The sequence below is a fragment of the Shewanella sp. DAU305 genome (genome assembly GCF_026802235.1).
GTDB classification, from domain to species: Bacteria; Pseudomonadota; Gammaproteobacteria; order Enterobacterales; family Shewanellaceae; genus Shewanella; species Shewanella baltica.
Genome location: NZ_CP113808.1, coordinates 68591 through 87091 on the forward strand (window position 1 = coordinate 68591; position 18501 = coordinate 87091).

Annotated in this window: 12 protein-coding genes; 10 read left to right on the plus strand and 2 right to left on the minus strand. The window is 48.9% G+C overall.

Annotated elements, in window-relative coordinates:
• Positions 1–56: 56 nt before the first annotated feature.
• Positions 57–1166 carry a DUF1963 domain-containing protein gene (locus tag OX890_RS00250; RefSeq protein ID WP_126493002.1) on the minus strand — a complete coding sequence of 370 codons (1110 nt, stop codon included), beginning with the start codon at positions 1164–1166 and terminating at the stop codon, positions 57–59.
• A gap of 216 nt (positions 1167–1382) precedes the next feature.
• Between OX890_RS00250 and OX890_RS00255 the strand changes: the two genes are divergently transcribed.
• The 3 genes from OX890_RS00255 to OX890_RS00265 all read left to right on the plus strand — a co-directional run bounded on the left by OX890_RS00255 (position 1383) and on the right by OX890_RS00265 (position 4873).
• Positions 1383–2909 (plus strand): YifB family Mg chelatase-like AAA ATPase, encoded by a 1527-nt coding sequence (locus OX890_RS00255; RefSeq protein WP_126493004.1) that lies wholly within the window; start codon positions 1383–1385, stop codon positions 2907–2909.
• Positions 2910–3018: 109 nt separating this feature from the next.
• Positions 3019–3915 carry an acyltransferase gene (locus OX890_RS00260; RefSeq protein WP_006083469.1) on the plus strand — a complete coding sequence of 299 codons (897 nt, stop codon included), beginning with the start codon at positions 3019–3021 and terminating at the stop codon, positions 3913–3915.
• A 13-nt stretch (positions 3916–3928) separates the two neighbouring features.
• The gene (locus tag OX890_RS00265) at positions 3929–4873 is read left to right on the plus strand and encodes an acyltransferase (RefSeq protein WP_126493006.1); all 945 of its coding nucleotides are present in this window, start codon (positions 3929–3931) and stop codon (positions 4871–4873) included.
• Between the two features lie 7 nt (positions 4874–4880).
• Here the strand turns inward: OX890_RS00265 and OX890_RS00270 are convergent, their stop codons facing one another.
• Positions 4881–5345 (minus strand): DUF523 domain-containing protein, encoded by a 465-nt coding sequence (locus tag OX890_RS00270; protein ID WP_232005129.1) that lies wholly within the window; start codon positions 5343–5345, stop codon positions 4881–4883.
• 331 nt (positions 5346–5676) lie between these two features.
• Between OX890_RS00270 and OX890_RS00275 the strand changes: the two genes are divergently transcribed.
• From OX890_RS00275 to OX890_RS00305, 7 genes are all read left to right on the plus strand, one after another.
• Positions 5677–6444, plus strand: coding sequence for a GntR family transcriptional regulator (locus OX890_RS00275; protein ID WP_126493008.1), 768 nt, complete (start codon positions 5677–5679; stop codon positions 6442–6444).
• Positions 6445–6496: 52 nt separating this feature from the next.
• Positions 6497–7375: a methylisocitrate lyase gene (gene prpB / locus OX890_RS00280; protein WP_106649158.1), complete on the plus strand. Its 879-nt coding sequence runs from the start codon at positions 6497–6499 to the stop codon at positions 7373–7375.
• 96 nt (positions 7376–7471) lie between these two features.
• Positions 7472–8599, plus strand: a complete 1128-nt coding sequence (gene prpC, locus OX890_RS00285; RefSeq protein WP_268649899.1) for a bifunctional 2-methylcitrate synthase/citrate synthase — start codon at positions 7472–7474, stop codon at positions 8597–8599.
• Between the two features lie 81 nt (positions 8600–8680).
• Positions 8681–11284 (plus strand): Fe/S-dependent 2-methylisocitrate dehydratase AcnD, encoded by a 2604-nt coding sequence (gene acnD / locus OX890_RS00290; RefSeq protein ID WP_126493011.1) that lies wholly within the window; start codon positions 8681–8683, stop codon positions 11282–11284.
• 144 nt (positions 11285–11428) lie between these two features.
• The gene (prpF, locus tag OX890_RS00295) at positions 11429–12652 is read left to right on the plus strand and encodes a 2-methylaconitate cis-trans isomerase PrpF (protein WP_126493013.1); all 1224 of its coding nucleotides are present in this window, start codon (positions 11429–11431) and stop codon (positions 12650–12652) included.
• A 54-nt stretch (positions 12653–12706) separates the two neighbouring features.
• Positions 12707–13570 carry an isocitrate lyase/PEP mutase family protein gene (locus OX890_RS00300; protein WP_126493015.1) on the plus strand — a complete coding sequence of 288 codons (864 nt, stop codon included), beginning with the start codon at positions 12707–12709 and terminating at the stop codon, positions 13568–13570.
• A 391-nt stretch (positions 13571–13961) separates the two neighbouring features.
• A complete protein-coding gene (locus OX890_RS00305) occupies positions 13962–18488 on the plus strand; it encodes an EAL domain-containing protein (protein WP_268649900.1) in 4527 nt (1508 codons plus the stop codon).
• Positions 18489–18501 lie beyond the last annotated feature (13 nt).

The window sequence follows — 18501 nt, forward strand, 5'->3', positions numbered from 1 at the left end:
CTGCGTAGCCCGCATCGCCAAACAAAAAGGTTGGTTATAGCCAACCTTTCAATACGCTAATAATCATATATGCAGTAAATGCGATCGAATTTTCCTAACGCTAAATCATCCCTGTGGATAATAAAATTCAATTGCATAGAATGCTCACTGTAGACGACTTTGAACAGTACTAGATAATCTTCGGCATTGCCGCCTAACTCAGCCGCAGCGTGGAGCTCGGGGGCTTTATAGCGACTATCGCCATGGCCATTAATGCTGGCGATACCATTGTAATACGGCAGCGGCTGCTCGGGGACCAGCAATGACTGCAAGCTGGATGGCTGCCACTCGGTATTAGCCCATTGCGATTGAGTGAGAATCTGGCCAGGGATGAACCCGTGCTCATTCAATTGTATCAGCTCATAGCCCTTGAGCTGATCTTGCCACTCTGGAGCCAATTCATCATCCACAAGGGCTTGTAGCACCATAGCTTGCTGCTGTTCTGGTAGCGCTTGTAAACGTGCCTTGGCTAACTTTAATAAATGCGGGTTGTCACTATTAATCATGTCAGTGGCTATCATCTTAATGCTGGCAATCCCCTGAAGTTGATAAGCCGCCTCATACTCATAGTTAGCACATACAGCATCGCTGAATTTAAGTTCGGCAATCGCTTTCCCAGAGTTAAGCTGCTGATCCTCAGCGACATAATAGACATGGCCGCGAAGCATTTCTGAGAATCGCCAGCGCTCCAAGAAGAATAACAATCGCCCCTCTCTGGGCAAGTAGGGTTGTAACACTTTCAGTTCGCTACAGTTGATCTGTGCGATAAATTGCATGGGCACACGGAAGGCCTCCGCCGCCTCGTCCCAATCCCATTGTTCCGACCACCAATAATGCTCCTCGATATACTCGCGAGTGTGGTCGAATTCCTCAGCGTAAGCATCCAGCATCTCCTCCCTTCCGACCAAGGTCACTGGGTAATCCATGTCGACAGGCAAATCCGGCAATCCACCCAGTCGGCTGTTACCTAACTGGGCATAGTCTTCGATTGCACTGGGATAGAGATCGACACTACTGCGAATAAACGCCGATAACGTATGGGCAAGATGCGGGTCTTTAAACTGCACCAGCTTTTGCTCTAGCAGCTGCTGACGAATGGGGGAATTTTCTGCTAACAACATATCCATATTTACCTCACGACTCCAATGTTTGTTTTTTATCATTTCTATCAACTATTTGCCATCTTCAAATAAGGCAAATTGCCAAGCCTATCACACGATTAGCAAAGCCGGAGTCAACAGCTTGCTAATGAGAAGGGCAACGACCTAGGCGATAGGAAACCCCTCCCATTAATTACTGCTACACTCAAATTCAGCGAAAAAGATCAACAAAAGGATTTGTTTATGGCGATTGCCTGCGTCAATACCCGAGCCAGTTGTGGGGTCGAAGCTCCTCAAGTCACAGTTGAAGTGCATCTCAGCAACGGCTTACCAGCATTTAATCTTGTAGGCTTACCCGAAGCTTCGGTAAAAGAAGCTCGTGAGCGAGTACGCAGTGCCTTGATCAATGCGGGATTCGAGTTTCCAATGCGGCGGATAACCGTCAATCTCGCGCCAGCTGATTTACCTAAACAAGGTGGCCGCTACGACTTACCCATCGCCGTGGGCATATTGGCCGCTTCGGAACAGATTCCCATTAACAGTTTAAAAAATATCGAGTTTGTCGGCGAGCTGGCACTGTCTGGGCACATACGTTACTGCCAAGGGTTATTGCCCGCGATTATCGCGGCGAAGCGCCAAGACCATACCTTGGTCTTACCGCTAGATAACCGCCACGATGCAGAGCTAGTCGGCTATCCCAATGTGTTGTTTGGCTCGCATCTGCAAAGTCTAGCCGCGTATTTACAAGGGCAAAACCAACTACCAACACTGGCGCCACAGTTAGAATGGGTAAGCCAAGAGACACCCGAGTCCCATACTTGCCTGAGCGATGTGATTGGCCAATATCAGGCCAAGCAAGCACTCGAAATTGCCGCTGCGGGTAACCACAACCTCTTGATGCTAGGCCCGCCAGGTACGGGCAAAACCATGCTTGCCAGTCGCATGATGGCGCTATTGCCCGCGCTTAATTATGAGGAAGCATTAGAAGTAGCAGCAATTCATTCCGTTGCTGGACTCGACATTAAACCGCAGCATTTTTTACAGCGACCCTTTCGGGCGCCGCACCACACGAGTTCTTCGATTTCCCTCGTGGGCGGTGGCAGTATTCCCAAACCCGGTGAAATTTCCCTCGCCCACCGTGGCGTGCTGTTTTTAGATGAAGTGGCTGAATTTCCGCGTAAAGTCTTAGATTGCCTGCGCGAACCGATGGAAACCGGCGAAGTAGTGATTTCCCGCGCCGCCGCTAAGCTGACATTTTTGAGTCGCTTCCAATTAATCGCGGCGATGAATCCCAGCCCGAGTGGCGATATCGATAGCCAACACAGATCGAGCCCAGAACAAATTCAGCGTTATCTTTCGCGGCTTTCAGGCCCGTTTCTCGACCGTTTCGATTTAACCATTGAAGTCCCCAAACTCCCCGCGGGCACCTTAACTCAAGCCGCGCCGCAAACAGAGACCAGCCAAGATATCGCCAAACGAGTGAAACTAGCGCGTGAGCTGCAACTCGCCCGCGCTGGCGTGCTCAATAGTGAACTCACAGGGAAACAATTGAAACGCTTTAGCGGACTCAGTGACGCTGATTTAGTGTTTTTGGAGCAAAGCGTGGTAAAGCTTGGCCTCTCGGTTCGCAGTTTTCATCGTATACAAAGAGTTGCGCGCACGATTGCCGATCTGGAACAAGTGCCTAACACAGAACGCCGCCATATTGCCCAAGCACTGGGTTATCGCGCCATGGATAGATTACTCGCCCGCTTATCCCAGCAATATTAAGTTTGCCCGGGAATAAATGTTAACAAATGCACCGACCAGCAGTGCCTAAGATTGAGCCAAACGCCGACACCGAGTAACATAGGCCTCCAATTTTTGTCAGGGGGCTCGGATGGGAACGCTGTTTTCACAGATAAAAGGCTGTATCGCATTTTTAGGCTACGTTATAAATACCGTCTTTTGGACAATCCCAATCCTGTTGGTCAGTTTTATAAAACTGATACCTATCAGTTCGTTAAGGACTGCAACTAGCCATGTACTCGACTTTTGTGCCAGCGCTTGGATCAGTGTTAATGGCGTAATTGAACGCTGCTTACATCCCGTTAAGATTGAACTGAGTGGTGACACCGACTTTTCCACTAAAGAGTGGTACATGGTGATAGCCAACCACCAGTCTTGGGTCGATATCCTGATCCTGCAGCGGATTTTTAATCGAAAAATCCCTTTCTTGAAGTTTTTCCTCAAGCAAGAACTGATTTTTGTGCCGATTTTAGGCCTAGCTTGGTGGGCGCTCGATTTTCCGTTTATGCGCCGTTATAGCACGGCACAGCTACGTAAAAACCCTAAGCTAAAGGGCAAAGACATTGAAATTACACGTAAAGCCTGTGCTAAGTTCAAGGCTAAACCGGTAAGTGTGATGAACTTTGTCGAAGGCACCCGCTTCAGTAAAGCTAAGCATCAAAAGCAGAACTCACAGTTCCAACATTTGTTAAAACCTAAAGCAGGCGGCATGGCCTTCGCGCTATCGGCCATGGGTGAACAGATCCACAAGCTAGTCGATGTCTCCATTTATTACCCAGACTCAGTGCCAAGCTATTGGGACTACCTGACAGGTAAGTTGCCAAGCGTTAAAGTACACATCAAGGTTTCTGATATTGATCCTGCGATGCGCGGCGATTATATGAATGACCGCGATTTTAAAATTGGCTTCCAAGAACAACTGAATCAACTCTGGCTCACTAAGGATCAAGTGTTAAGCCAACTCGCTAGCCAAGCGAATAAAGAATAAAGGTAACGCCACTATGTTGAATTTTCTGCCCGGGCCAGTGTTGTTTATGCTGAGCTTAAGCTTGCTGATCATTAATACCGCTGTTTGGGGCTCGCTTATCAGCATAGGCGGAGTCGTAAAACTTGTGATGCCAGCGCAAAGTGCACGTAATGCGGTGACTGCGGTTATGAATCGTTTTATGTGGGCGTGGGCCTGCTGCAACGGTGGCATTCTGTTTTTGATCGCTAAAATTGAGTGGGACGTCGAAGGCCTAGAAGGACTCGATAAAAACAGCTGGTACTTGCTGATCAGCAACCATCTCAGTGGATTCGACATTGCCGCGCAAACCTATGTGTTACGCAACCATATTCCTATGCTGAAGTTCTTCCTCAAAAGAGAACTCGCCTATGTGCCGATTATGGGACTGGGTTGTTGGGCGCTAGATATGCCTTTCATGAACAGGACTAGCCCGGCAAAACTCAAGAAGAATCCGAAGCTTAAGGGCAAAGATTTAGCGACCACACGCCGCGCCTGCGAAAAATTTAAAAATATGCCCACGTCAATCATTAACTATGTTGAAGGCAGCCGTTTTACCCAAGATAAACATCAGCGCCAAAACTCGCCTTATCAGCATTTGTTACGCCCTAAAGCGGGCGGTATTGCCTTTACCCTATCGGCCATGGGTGAGCAATTTACTAACCTGCTGGATATGACTATTGTCTATCCCGATGCACCTGACGATATTCTGTTTTGGGTAATGAACGGTAAAGTCACTAAGATCATTGTTAGGATAAGAGCGTTGCCTGTACCTCAAGTCGATCCAACGCGTTATTTCTCTGAATCTGAATATCGCGTCGAGTTCCAACGCTGGTTAAACCAAGTGTGGGCGGAAAAAGATCAACAAATTCATGCGTTACTGCAAACAAATCAAAATGTCGCGGATAGCGCCACCAGCACTAATCACACTCAAGCAAGCTAGCTCGCCTCTAGCTTTGCTCTAGTTCAGCAACGCATGCCGCTGCAGCGGATAACTCCAATTCATTGAATACGGTTATTCCTGCGGCGCTGAGTTTTTCAGCCGTTAATCCTTGTCCCGTAATTAACTGTTTTACAAATTGACCATCGTAAATCTGCCTATTACCACAGGATGGACTGCGGGCTTTTAGGATCGCCACTTTAATCCCTTCTTGTTGCGCCAGCTTTAGGGCGAGATCGGCTCCCAGACTAAAAGCGTGGGTCACATCCTCACCCTGAGCGGTTAAGATACGCTGCCCAACCCGCTCAGCAGGCGGTCTGGGTGTCGGCAAACCGCCTGCACATTCGGGACAAATCGCTACAATCCGCCCTTGCTCAAGCCACGTCTGTACCAGCTCGCTCTCCATCAAGTTATGACCACCGTCGTAGCGCACCGCTTGCCCGAGCAAACAACTGCTCACTAACACTTTTTCCACTGTCACCTCCAAGCGTGTCATTCCGCCCATAGCATAACGCGAAGGACAAACATGCAAAATGCATTTGGACGATTTCCCCCCAAAGCCATCAACACCAGCAACAAGAACGGACGGCAAAAACCACTTCATTGTTGACAATTTAATATGTAAAAATTCATAAGATAAAATATTAAAAACGAACAAATTAAAATAAAACTATAAAAATCATAATAATAAATAAAAATCAATTAGGATGTAGACTTACGTCTAAGTAAACACATTGTTGACAATCTACTGAGAGAGGGCTATTTTTTACCCATTGTCGACAATCCTATTAATAGTGATGCGTTCTATGTTGAAGCAAGACACGACGTTCGTTTCTGATGACACTCAAGTTCCCCACCTGCATAAGGTCAAATCGACCTCGGCAGATAAAACGTCGACCACATTAGCCGATCAAATTTTGGTGCAGATCCAAACCAGCATCATCAAGGGCGAACTGCCTGCAGGCAGCAAGATTAACGAGCAAGCATTGGCCGAAAAATACGGCATCAGCCGCGGCCCGACCCGCGAAGCCCTGCAAACCTTAGAAAGACAACGCTTAGTGATGCGCGCCCCCCATGTTGGCGCCCGCGTTGCACAACTAACAGTGAGCGAACTTAACGACTTATATCAACTTCGTAGCGTGCTTGAAGGCATGGCCTGCGAACTCGCCGCCAGCCGTATTACTCCAGAACAATTAGCCAAGCTAGAAGATCTACTCGCAACGCAAGAAGCGGCGCTCGCCAAGGGAGATACTTACTTTCAAGAGGAAGGCGATGTCGATTTTCACTACCAAATTATTCAAGCCAGCGGTAACAAGCATCTGCAGGAAACCTTAGTCGGCGGCCTGTACCACCTGCTACGTATGTATCGCTACCAGTGCACTAATAAAAATCGCCCCGTGAAAGCGATTGCCGAACACAGACGCATAGTCGAAGCCATTGCCCAGCGCGATGGTGAACTCGCCAGTTTGCTGATGCGCCGCCATATCGAACAGGGGCGTAAAAATACCGAATTACGCTTAATTGAATTGCAAGCCAATGCAGCCGCAAAAGAAACCTTAGCCAACATTAGCTAAGTTCTTACGGCTCACTATGCCCACTTCCCATAAAATGGAAAAGGATAAAACCATGACCCAAAGCGCAGGATTACGTTTTCGCCAAGCTCTTGCTAAGGCCAAACCGTTACAAATCGTTGGCACCACCAATGCCTATTTTGCCTTGATGGCAGAACAAACAGGCTTCCAAGCCTTGTATCTTTCTGGCGCTGGCGTTGCCAATGCTTCCTACGGTTTGCCTGACTTAGGCATGACCTCAATGAATGATGTGCTGATTGATGCTGGTCGTATCACCTCTGCCACGCAAGTGCCTTTATTGGTTGATATCGACACTGGCTGGGGCGGCGCATTCAACATTGCTCGTACCATCAAAGAATTCGAAAAAATCGGCGTCGCCGCTGTGCACATGGAAGACCAAGTGTCGCAAAAGCGTTGCGGCCACAGACCTAACAAAGCGGTGGTCAGTATCGAAGAAATGGTCGATCGCATTAAAGCCGCCGTCGATGCCCGTACCGATCCTAACTTTGTGATCATGGCGCGAACCGATGCGGTCGCCGTGGAAGGCTTAGAAGCCGGTATCGAACGCGCAAAAGCTTATATCGCCGCCGGCGCCGACATGATCTTCGCCGAAGCCTTAACTGAGCTCGATCAATATCGCCACTTCAAGGCCCAAGTCAAGGCGCCGATTTTGGCCAACATGACTGAATTTGGCCAAACTCAATTGTTCAATAAAGAAGAACTCGCCGAGGCGGGTGCCGACATGGTGCTCTATCCACTGGGTACGTTCCGTGCAGCCAACCAAGCGGCGCTGAACGTGATGCAAGCGCTGATGAATGATGGTCATCAACGTAACGTGCTCGACACTATGCAGACCCGTAAAGACTTGTATCAATACTTGGGCTACCACGCCTTTGAAGACAAGTTAGATCAACTGTTTAGCCAAGATAAATAACCGACAAGCTGCCGCCCTACACCAGCAGCCTTAACCAATAAACGTCAGCGCTCGGCGCTGGCAATAATCAAATAGCGTTAACGGAAGGATTACATTATGTCAGAAGGTAAAAAGTTAAGCGGCGCAGGACTACGTGGCCAAAGCGCAGGCGAAACCGCATTAAGCACAGTGGGCGTGTCAGGCTCGGGGCTCACGTACCGCGGTTATGATGTGAAAGATCTCGGTGAAAATGCCACCTTCGAAGAAGTCGCCTATCTCATTCTTTACGGCGAGCTGCCCACTCAAGCCCAGCTTGATGCCTACAAAACCAAACTCAAAGGCCTTCGCGGTCTGCCACAAGCATTAAAAGAAGTATTGGAGCGCATTCCTGCCGAGACTCATCCTATGGATGTGATGCGTACTGGCTGCTCTATGCTAGGCAACTTAGAAGCCGAGCACAGCTTTAGCGAGCAGAGTGAAATTACCGACCGCCTATTGGCTGCATTCCCATCGATCATCTGTTACTGGTATCGCTTTAGTCACGATGGCGTGCGTATCGACACTGAAACCGATGACGATCAAATTGGCGCACACTTCTTGCACTTATTACATGGTAAAGCGCCGTCGGCACTGCATGCTAAAGTGATGGACGTATCGTTAATTCTTTATGCAGAACATGAGTTTAACGCATCAACCTTTACCGCTCGCGTCTGTGCTTCAACCCTGTCAGACATGCATTCATGCGTCACTGGCGCCATTGGTTCACTACGCGGCCCGCTGCATGGCGGCGCGAACGAAGCGGCGATGGAACTGATCAAAGACATGAAAGATGAAGCCGATGCGCGCGACATCTTGATGGGCAAACTGGAGCGTAAAGATAAGATCATGGGCTTTGGCCACGCGATTTACCGCGACAGCGATCCACGTAATGCCATCATCAAAGAATGGTCAGAAAAACTGGCTGCCGCCAACGGTGACGACCGTCTATACCGCGTATCGGTTGCCTGTGAAGCCCTAATGTGGGAACAGAAAAAACTCTTCTGTAATGCTGATTTTTTCCACGCCAGCGCGTACCACTACATGGATATTCCGACTAAGTTGTTCACGCCAATCTTCGTGTGTTCACGGGTAACGGGCTGGGCGGCGCACGTGATGGAGCAACGCTCTAACAACCGCATCATCCGCCCAAGTGCCGATTATGTGGGCGTGGCCCCACGCAAAGTCGTCCCCATTGCCAACCGTTAAGCCAAGCTAACGACTCTTGGCGCGAGACTGCTATTAATAGACAGTCTCGCGCCAACTTCATTTTCCGAAATGGATGATGTTATGAACACTGCTATGAATACCCTATATCGCAAGCCCTTACCCGGCACCAAACTCGATTATTTCGACACCCGCGAAGCCATAGAAGCGATTGCTCCTGGCGCGTACGCCAAGCTACCTTATACCTCGCGCGTGCTGGCTGAAAACTTAGTCCGTCGCTGCACACCTGCGGACTTAACCGCCTCGCTGAAACAAATTATCGAATCTAAGCAAGAACTGGATTTCCCTTGGTTTCCTGCCCGTGTGGTCTGCCACGACATTTTGGGGCAAACCGCCTTAGTTGACCTTGCGGGCCTGCGTGATGCGATTGCCGCTAAAGGTGGCGATCCCGCTAAAGTGAACCCTGTTGTACCAACACAACTCATTGTTGATCACTCGCTCGCCGTTGAGTTTGGTGGTTTTGATAAAGACGCCTTTGCTAAAAACCGCGCTATCGAAGACAGACGCAACGAAGACAGATTCCACTTTATTGATTGGACGCAAAAAGCCTTTAAAAACATTGATGTTATCCCTCAGGGTAACGGCATCATGCACCAAATTAACTTAGAACGTATGTCGCCTGTGGTGCATTCACGCAATGGCGTGGCCTTCCCCGATACTCTAGTTGGCACCGACAGCCACACGCCGCACGTTGATGCACTGGGTGTTATCGCCATTGGTGTCGGCGGCTTAGAAGCCGAAAGCGTCATGCTGGGGCGCGCATCTTATATGCGTCTGCCGGACATTATCGGTGTTGAGCTCACGGGCAGACCGCAGCCTGGCATTACGGCTACCGATATCGTATTGGCCTTAACCGAGTTTCTACGCGCTCAAAAAGTCGTCTCCTCTTACTTAGAGTTCTTCGGTGAAGGCGCAGCGGCGCTGACATTAGGCGATCGCGCCACGATTTCGAACATGACGCCTGAATTTGGTGCCACTGCGGCCATGTTCTACATCGACCAGCAAACCCTTGATTATTTGACCTTAACGGGCCGCGAAGCCGAGCAAGTTAAACTGGTTGAAACCTATGCCAAAACCGCAGGTTTATGGGCCGACAGCTTGACCGAAGTGCACTATCCACGCGTATTACGTTTTGATTTATCCTCGGTGGTACGCACTATTGCAGGGCCATCAAACCCACATGCACGGGTGCCAACATCAGAATTAGCTGAGCGCGGAATTAGCGGCGTAGTCGAAAACGAACCCGGCTTAATGCCTGATGGCGCTGTGATTATCGCGGCGATTACCAGCTGCACTAACACCAGCAACCCGCGCAACGTGATTGCAGCGGGTCTGATTGCCCGCAACGCCAACGCCAAAGGCTTAAGTCGTAAACCTTGGGTCAAAACCTCACTCGCCCCCGGCTCAAAAGCGGTGCAGTTGTATTTGGAAGAAGCCAAGTTATTGCCTGAGCTTGAACAACTCGGTTTTGGCATTGTTGGTTTTGCCTGCACGACATGTAACGGCATGAGCGGCGCGCTGGATCCTGTGATTCAAAAAGAAGTGATCGACCGCGACTTGTACGCCACCGCTGTGTTATCGGGTAACCGCAACTTTGATGGCCGTATTCATCCCTATGCCAAACAAGCCTTTTTGGCCTCGCCGCCATTGGTCGTCGCCTACGCGATAGCTGGCACCATACGTTTCGATATCGAAAAGGATGTGCTGGGATTAGATCATGATGGCAATCCAGTCAAACTTATCGATATTTGGCCATCGGATGAAGAAATCGATGCCGTGATTGCGACCAGTGTTAAACCTGAGCAATTCCGCAAAGTGTACGAGCCTATGTTCGATTTAGCCGTCGATTACGGCGAGCAAATTAGCCCGCTGTACGATTGGCGTCCGCAATCTACTTATATTCGCCGCCCTCCTTACTGGGAAGGCGCATTGGCAGGTGAACGCGCACTCAAGGGCATGCGACCACTGGCGGTGCTGGGTGACAACATCACCACAGACCATTTATCGCCGTCGAACGCCATTATGATGGACAGCGCCGCAGGCGAATACCTGCACAAAATGGGCTTGCCGGAGGAAGACTTTAATTCCTATGCCACCCACAGGGGCGATCACTTAACCGCCCAGCGTGCGACCTTTGCCAATCCCAAGCTTAAAAACGAGATGGCAATCGTTGACGGTAAAGTGCAACAAGGTTCACTGACGCGTATCGAGCCCGAAGGCCAGGTCACCCGCATGTGGGAAGCGATTGAAACCTATATGGAACGTAAGCAGCCGCTGATCATCATAGCGGGCGCAGACTACGGCCAAGGTTCGTCCCGCGACTGGGCCGCCAAAGGCGTGCGTTTAGCGGGTGTTGAGGCCATTGTTGCCGAAGGTTTCGAGCGCATTCATCGCACTAACTTAGTGGGTATGGGCGTGTTGCCGCTGGAATTTAAAGCCGGCAACAACCGCGCGACTTACGCCATCGATGGCACCGAAGTGTTCGATGTCCTCGGCACGCCAGCGCCACGAGCGGATTTAACCGTCGTTATCACCCGTAAAAATGGTGAGCGCATCGAAGTGCCAGTAACCTGTCGTCTCGATACCGCCGAAGAAGTCTCGATCTACGAGGCGGGCGGCGTATTGCAACGCTTCGCGCAGGACTTTCTCGAATCGAATCAGGCTTAGATCGAACCTTGTTTGAGTCGAGCCAGAGTCGGCACTTGAATCGACGCTTAGATATTAGTTAGCTAAACCGAGCGCCAATAACTTCCCCAATTAAGTTACTGGCGCTCATTTGGATTCCATTGGGAGTCCTTTTGGAGTCAATCTATGAATTCTTCAACACCCCACGCGCCACAAATCAAAATCGCTGCGACCTATATGCGCGGCGGCACCAGCAAGGGCGTATTTTTCCGACTGCAGGATTTGCCAAAAGCCGCACAAGTTGCTGGCCCTGCCCGTGATGCCTTGTTACTGCGAGTGATTGGTAGCCCAGATCCCTACGGTAAACAAATTGATGGCATGGGCGCTGCCACCTCAAGCACCAGTAAAACTGTGATCCTCTCCCCTAGCACCCAAACCGATCACGATGTCGATTACCTGTTCGGCCAAGTGGCCATCGATAAACCCTTTGTCGATTGGAGTGGTAACTGCGGCAACTTAACCGCCGCCGTCGGCGCCTTTGCCATCAGTAATGGCTTAATTGATACGGCCCGCATTCCACACAATGGCATCTGCACTGTGCGTATTTGGCAAGCCAACATAGGCAAAACCATTATCGCCCATGTACCCATCACCAAGGGTGAAGTGCAAGAAACAGGAGATTTTGAGCTCGATGGTGTGACCTTTCCCGCCGCCGAAGTGCAAATCGAATTTATGAACCCGGCTGCTGACGAAGATGCCAATTCTAACGGAGGGAGTGGCAGCATGTTCCCGACGGGCAATGTTGTTGATGTGCTAGAAGTGCCGGGTATTGGCAGCTTTAAGGCCACTATGATTAACGCTGGCATTCCCACCATTTTTATCAATGCTGAGGACTTAGGCTACACAGGCGCTGAGCTGCAGGATGATATTAACAGCGACACGGCGGCACTGGCTAAATTTGAAACCATTCGCGCCTATGGCGCTGTGCGTATGGGCTTGATTTCGCATATAGATGAAGCGATTACGCGCCAACATACGCCCAAGGTCGCCTTTGTTGCTAAACCCAAAGCCTATGTGTCATCGAGCGGCAAACCCGTCAATACCGATGATATCGACTTGCTCGTGCGCGCCCTGTCGATGGGCAAACTGCACCACGCCATGATGGGCACGGCAGCAGTGGCAATTGGCACAGCAGCAGCAATCCCCGGCACCTTAGTTAACTTAGCTGCTGGCGGAGACACTAAGGACAAAATAGATGCGGTGCGCTTTGGTCATCCCTCTGGCACCTTGCGCGTCGGCGCAGAGGCGTCAATGGTTGACGGGCAGTGGACTGTGGTTAAAGCCATTATGAGCCGCAGCGCCCGCGTACTGATGGAAGGTTTTGTGCGAGTACCGAGCGATTGTTTCTAATCGTCTACAGGGTTCTGGATTAATCGCTAAAGGCGCACAAGGAAGATAATTCAAATGAAAAAAACAACGGCATTACGACAAATGCTAAGTGGTGATGATATTCACGTCGCACCCGTTGTTTACGATGGAATGACGGCACGTTTAGCCGAACAGACAGGTTTTAAGCTGATTTACGCCAGTGGCGGCGCGATTGCGAGAAGTTGTGGTTTCCCCGATATAGGCATGCTGAGCTTTAGCGAAGTGCTGCATCGACTCGAGCAAATGGTCGAAGTGACCCAAGTACCCATCATAGCGGATGCGGATACTGGGTTTGGTAATGCCATCAACGTGAGTCGCACAGTAAAAGCCTTTGAGCGAGCGGGTGTCGCAGCATTGCACTTGGAAGATCAAACCTTTCCAAAGCGCTGCGGCCATCTGAATGATAAATCTTTGGTGAGTACCCAAGAAATGGTGCACAAGATCCATGTCGCCAAGGACAGCCAAACTGATCCAGATTTTATCTTAATTGCCCGCACTGATGCGATCGCCGTTGAAGGATTCAACGCTGCAATTGAACGCTCACAAGCGTATTTAGCGGCAGGTGCCGACGTGATCTTTGTCGAAGCACCCGAAACCGTTGAGCAAATTGAATTGATCGCTAAACATATTAAGCAGCCTAAGCTCATCAATATGTTCCACAGTGGTAAAACACCGCTGGTGTCGAAGGACAGACTGCAAGAGTTGGGATACAAGTTCATTATTATTCCCTCTGACTTACAGCGAGCGACTATCCATGCTTGTCAGCACACCTTACGCACCATTCTCGAGCAAGGTGACAGTGACAGCATTGCCGAGAAGATGGTGTCGTTTGCTGAGCGTGAACGGATCATAAACACACAAGCGTATTTAGATCTTGACCTCGGTTATGGCCATAACTGAGATGCACCCGCTATAGCCTTAAAATAGTTCAACCAAAGACCTTGCTTCTCCCCCTTCCGGCAAGGTCTTTTTCTATTCGCCCTCGTGATTTTAGTGACCCCACGCACTGGTTTTCGCTGCATTTGTCGCAGCATCATATGTTGGCCTATCTTAAACAGTGCTAAGATTCTTAAGCTTAAACACGGGAAAAAAAGCTCGTCATAACCAGCACAAAGACACTGAAACAGTATATTTAAGCTATCGCATGATCGGTGATAGAATCGCGCCCATCGATTTTGGTTATTTTTAAACCAAGTCAGTTATTTAAACTAAATTTTTACAACAAAATGGCATTTAAGGTCTAGGCTAAGAACTAAACTAAATAGAAACCTAATCAGGATGGGTCCGTTTTTTGGTAGGGGAAAATTTGAGTCAACTAATCCACAAGCTTGTGCTAAGCGCGCTTTGTATCCTAAGTTTGTGGGGGATATCGTGCAATGGATTAACGCAACCCTTGAGTGCGGCTTTTACACAGCTTAAATTTGAACATATTCGCAGTGAAGATGGTCTCAACCAGAATACAATTACCAGCCTGTTTATGGACAGTGCTGGCATGTTGTGGATTGGCACTCAAGATGGTTTGCATGCCTATAATGGTCATAACTTCAATATTTTCACCCACTCACCCAACGATCCTAACAGTATTTCTGAAAGTTATGTCTCTGACATTATTCAAGATTCAGAAGGCTACATCTGGGTTTCCACGTTCAGCCAAGGAGTCAATCGACTCGATTTGAGCACTGGGACCTTTGAACACTTTGGCCAAGAACAAGGCTTAACCGATCCCCGCACCACCAAACTCAGCATAGTGGGTAATACACTCTGGATTGGTACTAAAGCAGGGCTATTTTCCCTATCGATCAAAACTAAACGCATTACCCAAGTGAGTTTAGGTAATAGTGTCGAACCCCATATCACAAGCCTAGCCAATGTTGAAAACACTTATCTGTTAGCTGGAACCCAAGATAGCGGCACCTTTGCTGTCAGTGCAAATACCATCACCCGCTTGAACGTGCCGCAAAATGTCACGGCCTATCAAATTAAAGCGAACTCGGCCTATTCGATCAGCTTAGCGCTCGGTGGACAGCTATGGCACTACAACTTAGCCTCGCAACAGGGCGAAATCCTTTGGCAGACCGACGATAACGTGCCTTATATCAAGGATTTTATCCAAACTGAACAGGGTGATTTTTGGGTCGTAGGGCCTGAAGCGGGTCTTATTCAACTGGAGAGAAACAACAAAGCATTCAATGCGACTTACCACAGGTATGATCCTAAGCGCACCAACAGTATCAGTGAAAACAACATACTGAGTTTGCTGCAAGATCCCTTTGGTAATTTATGGTTAGGCGCCAGTTATTCGGGCTTAGATAAAATAAATACCCGCCGCCAGTATTTTCAGCATATTTTCGAATACACCCCAGATCTGTCGCAACAGAGTAACAATATTCGCACCTTGTTCCGCAGTAAAGATGATGCCCTCTGGATAGGTACTGAAGGCGCTGGGCTTAAGCGCATGTTAACGAACGGGCAATATGAGCACTTTACGGAGAGATTTGCGAACGCCTTAGGGATGCATCAACGCAATTTAAATCTCACCCTGCGAGATATTGATCAAGACAAAGCAGGCGTGCTCTGGTTTGCCACTAACTATGGACTTGGTCGGCTATCGCCAGAGGGAGATTTCCAATTACTCAAGGTCTCAGCAAGTACAGACCAAGGCTCTGAAGCCAATTACATCCGAAGTTTAGAAATTGATGATCAAGGCCATCTCTGGGTCGCAACGACCCACGCCCTCTATCGCAAGGCTATCGATACCGATGAATTTACTTTTATCTCATTGGCACATATTGATAATTTCCATCCGGCACAAAACCAGTTTTTAATCCTAAGAGCGCACAAAGATATGCTTTGGATAGGCACACTCGATGGCCTGCTGAAACTGGATATGAAAACGGGCATAGGTAAATCTTACTTCCATCAAGCTGCTAATAAGAAAAGCTTAATCAATAACCGTGTCCGCGATATTTTAGTGACTCAGGCGGGCGAGGTGTGGTTCGCCACCCATGGTGGCATCAGTATATTACCTTCTCAAGATGCCAATGCAGGCTTTACTCATTACACCCGCGAGCAGGGATTACCAAGCGATACCATTTACGCCTTACTTGAGGACCAAGAACATAATATTTGGTTTAGCAGCAATGCCGGCATAGGCAAACTTGACCCTAAAACCAATCGCGTCATCATATTCAACGAACAGGAAGGATTGCAGGCACTGGAGTTTAACGGCGGCGTAAAACTGCAGGACAGCGATGGTGATCTTTGGTTTGGTGGCATTAATGGCATCAATCGTTTCAATCCAGAGTCGATTCCAGATCAACGACCCGATGTTAAAGTCGCGCTCACTGGCTATAGCATTGCGGGAAAAGGCCATACGATTCTCGATTTAAGCCGCCCCCCTAGCATAGTGATGGACTATAGCGATCAGCTAATCAGTTTTGAGGTGACCTCATTGGATTTCAGCTACACGGGTAGAAACCGTTTCAGCTATTATCTCGAAGGGTTTGATAACAGATGGCATGAGCTACCCACAGGCAATGAAATCACCTTTACTAACATCAATCCTGGCCATTACCGATTACATGTTCGTCATGGGCTGCAATATAACTCAGAAGGTGCCTATGCGCTGCTTGTCGATCTGAATGTGCAAGCCCCCTTCTATCGCACTCAATTCGCCTATATCCTCTATTTCTTACTCACTTTAGGACTGCTGGCTTGGGCCATTATCTGGCGTAGGAACAAACGCCAACAACAACGTGAATTTGAAACCAGTATCCGCGCCTCAGAGGAGCGGCTAAAGCTGGCACTTTGGGCGTCTGGCGATGGCATGTGGGACTGGAACATACCCGAAAACCAAGTCTATCGTACCAATATGGACTCTTCGATTCCCCATTGGAACAGCAGCAATATTGCCCATGAGAGCATGCACTCTGAAGACAGAGAGAGATTCAAACTTGAGCTAAACGAGCACCTTCAAGGCCGCTCGCCTTTCTTCGAAGCCGAGTACCGTGTCGAACGCTCACCGGGTAATTGGGTGTGGATTTTAGACCGTGGCAAAGTGGTTGAAAAAGATAGCCTAGATAACCCAATCCGCATGACAGGGACTAATCGTAATATCACCTCTCGTAAACTGATTGAGAACGAGCTGGTATTGTCCTCGCAAGTGCTCAACAGTATGAATGAAGCGGTTGTCGTTGCGGGCCTAGACTATCGCATTCGCTCGGTTAACCCTGCCTTTTGTGCCATTACTGGCTACACAGAGCGCCAAATCACCGACAGGCATTTCATTCATTTAGCCTTTGGGCGCCAACAGCGTGAATTGTTCAATACCATTGAACAACAGCTGCTGCGCCATAAACATTGGGTCGGGGAACTGTGGATCCGCAATAAACAACGGCAGGCGATTTTAGTCTGGCTTGAGATCAACCAAGTTATCGATATTAAAGGTGAAACCAGTCACTTCGTCGCGGTATTTACCGACATCACACAGCGGAAAAAAGCCGAAGAAGATCTGCGTTTTCTCGCCAGTTTCGACACCTTAACGGGCCTGCCAAACCGAACCTTATTCCAAGACAGGCTCAATCACGCGATTACCCAAGCGCATAGGGCGAACAATATCGTCGCCTTACTGTTTTTAGATCTCGACCGCTTTAAACATATCAACGACTCCATGGGTCACCATGTCGGCGATTTACTGCTCAAAGCAGTCGCCAGAAGACTGCAAAATGCGGTGCGCGATGGCGATACGGTCGCACGCCTAGGTGGTGATGAATTTACCATTATTTTAGAAGGGGTGGCGAAAACCAAAGCCGCCACTTTGATCTCAGAAAAAGTACTCAGAGCATTCCAAACGCCCTTCTTATTGGACGATAAAACGCTAACCATTTCGACCTCCATCGGCATCAGTCTCTATCCAAACGATGCTGATAATGCCGACTCGCTGATTAAATTTGCCGATACAGCCATGTACCACGCGAAATCCTCGGGTAGAAATAACTTCCAGTTTTATACTTCTAAGTTAAATGAAATTGCCACTCGCCATGTGCAACTCGAAAGTGGGTTAAAAGAGGCGATTCAACGCAACGAGTTGAGCTTAGTTTATCAGCCTAAGTTCTGTTTAAAAGATGGCTCGCTGACTGGGATAGAAGCGCTTTTACGTTGGCATCACACTGAACTTGGCCCCATTTCCCCCGTCGAGTTTATTCCGCTGGCGGAAGAAACCGGCATCATCACCCAAATTGGCCATTGGGTGATCAATCAAGCCTGCCAGCAATTAGCCGAATGGAATAGCTTAGGATTCAACGGTATCACTGTTGCCGTTAACCTATCGGCGCGCCAACTTAAGGCCGATATTATCTCCACCATAGAAGTTGCCTTGGCAGTTTCTGGTCTCCCGGCACAATCCCTTGAGCTTGAACTGACAGAGTCGATGATCATGGGCAATCCGCAAGAGTCAGTCAGTATTTTGTCAAAACTCAAGGCCCTAGGCTTAACCATAGCAGTGGATGATTTTGGGACGGGTTATTCGAGCCTGAGTTATCTCAAACGCTTCCCGATAGACACGCTGAAAATTGATCGAGAGTTCGTCAGAGACATCACCAATGATCCCGACGATGCGGCCATCACCAGCGCCATTATCGCCCTCGCCCACAGTTTAGACCTCAACGTTGTCGCCGAAGGCGTAGAGACCCAAGAACAACTCAACTTCTTGGCGATGCAGGGTTGCGATCAAGTACAAGGTTTCTTACTCAGTAAACCCTTAAGTGCTGCAGACTTTTTAACTTTACTCAAGAATCAATCTAAGCCACAGCCGATTTGATTTGATTTGATTT

Excerpts from the sequence above, each read along its gene's own strand:
- OX890_RS00250 (WP_126493002.1), bottom strand. The coding sequence starts at position 1,166 with ATGGATATGTTGTTAGCAGAAAATTCCCCCATTCGTCAGCAGCTGCTA.
- OX890_RS00255 (WP_126493004.1), top strand. The coding sequence starts at position 1,383 with ATGGCGATTGCCTGCGTCAATACCCGAGCCAGTTGTGGGGTCGAAGCT.
- OX890_RS00260 (WP_006083469.1), top strand. The coding sequence starts at position 3,019 with ATGGGAACGCTGTTTTCACAGATAAAAGGCTGTATCGCATTTTTAGGC.
- OX890_RS00265 (WP_126493006.1), top strand. The coding sequence starts at position 3,929 with ATGTTGAATTTTCTGCCCGGGCCAGTGTTGTTTATGCTGAGCTTAAGC.
- OX890_RS00275 (WP_126493008.1), top strand. The coding sequence starts at position 5,677 with ATGTTGAAGCAAGACACGACGTTCGTTTCTGATGACACTCAAGTTCCC.
- prpB (WP_106649158.1), top strand. The coding sequence starts at position 6,497 with ATGACCCAAAGCGCAGGATTACGTTTTCGCCAAGCTCTTGCTAAGGCC.
- prpC (WP_268649899.1), top strand. The coding sequence starts at position 7,472 with ATGTCAGAAGGTAAAAAGTTAAGCGGCGCAGGACTACGTGGCCAAAGC.
- acnD (WP_126493011.1), top strand. The coding sequence starts at position 8,681 with ATGAACACTGCTATGAATACCCTATATCGCAAGCCCTTACCCGGCACC.
- prpF (WP_126493013.1), top strand. The coding sequence starts at position 11,429 with ATGAATTCTTCAACACCCCACGCGCCACAAATCAAAATCGCTGCGACC.
- OX890_RS00300 (WP_126493015.1), top strand. The coding sequence starts at position 12,707 with ATGAAAAAAACAACGGCATTACGACAAATGCTAAGTGGTGATGATATT.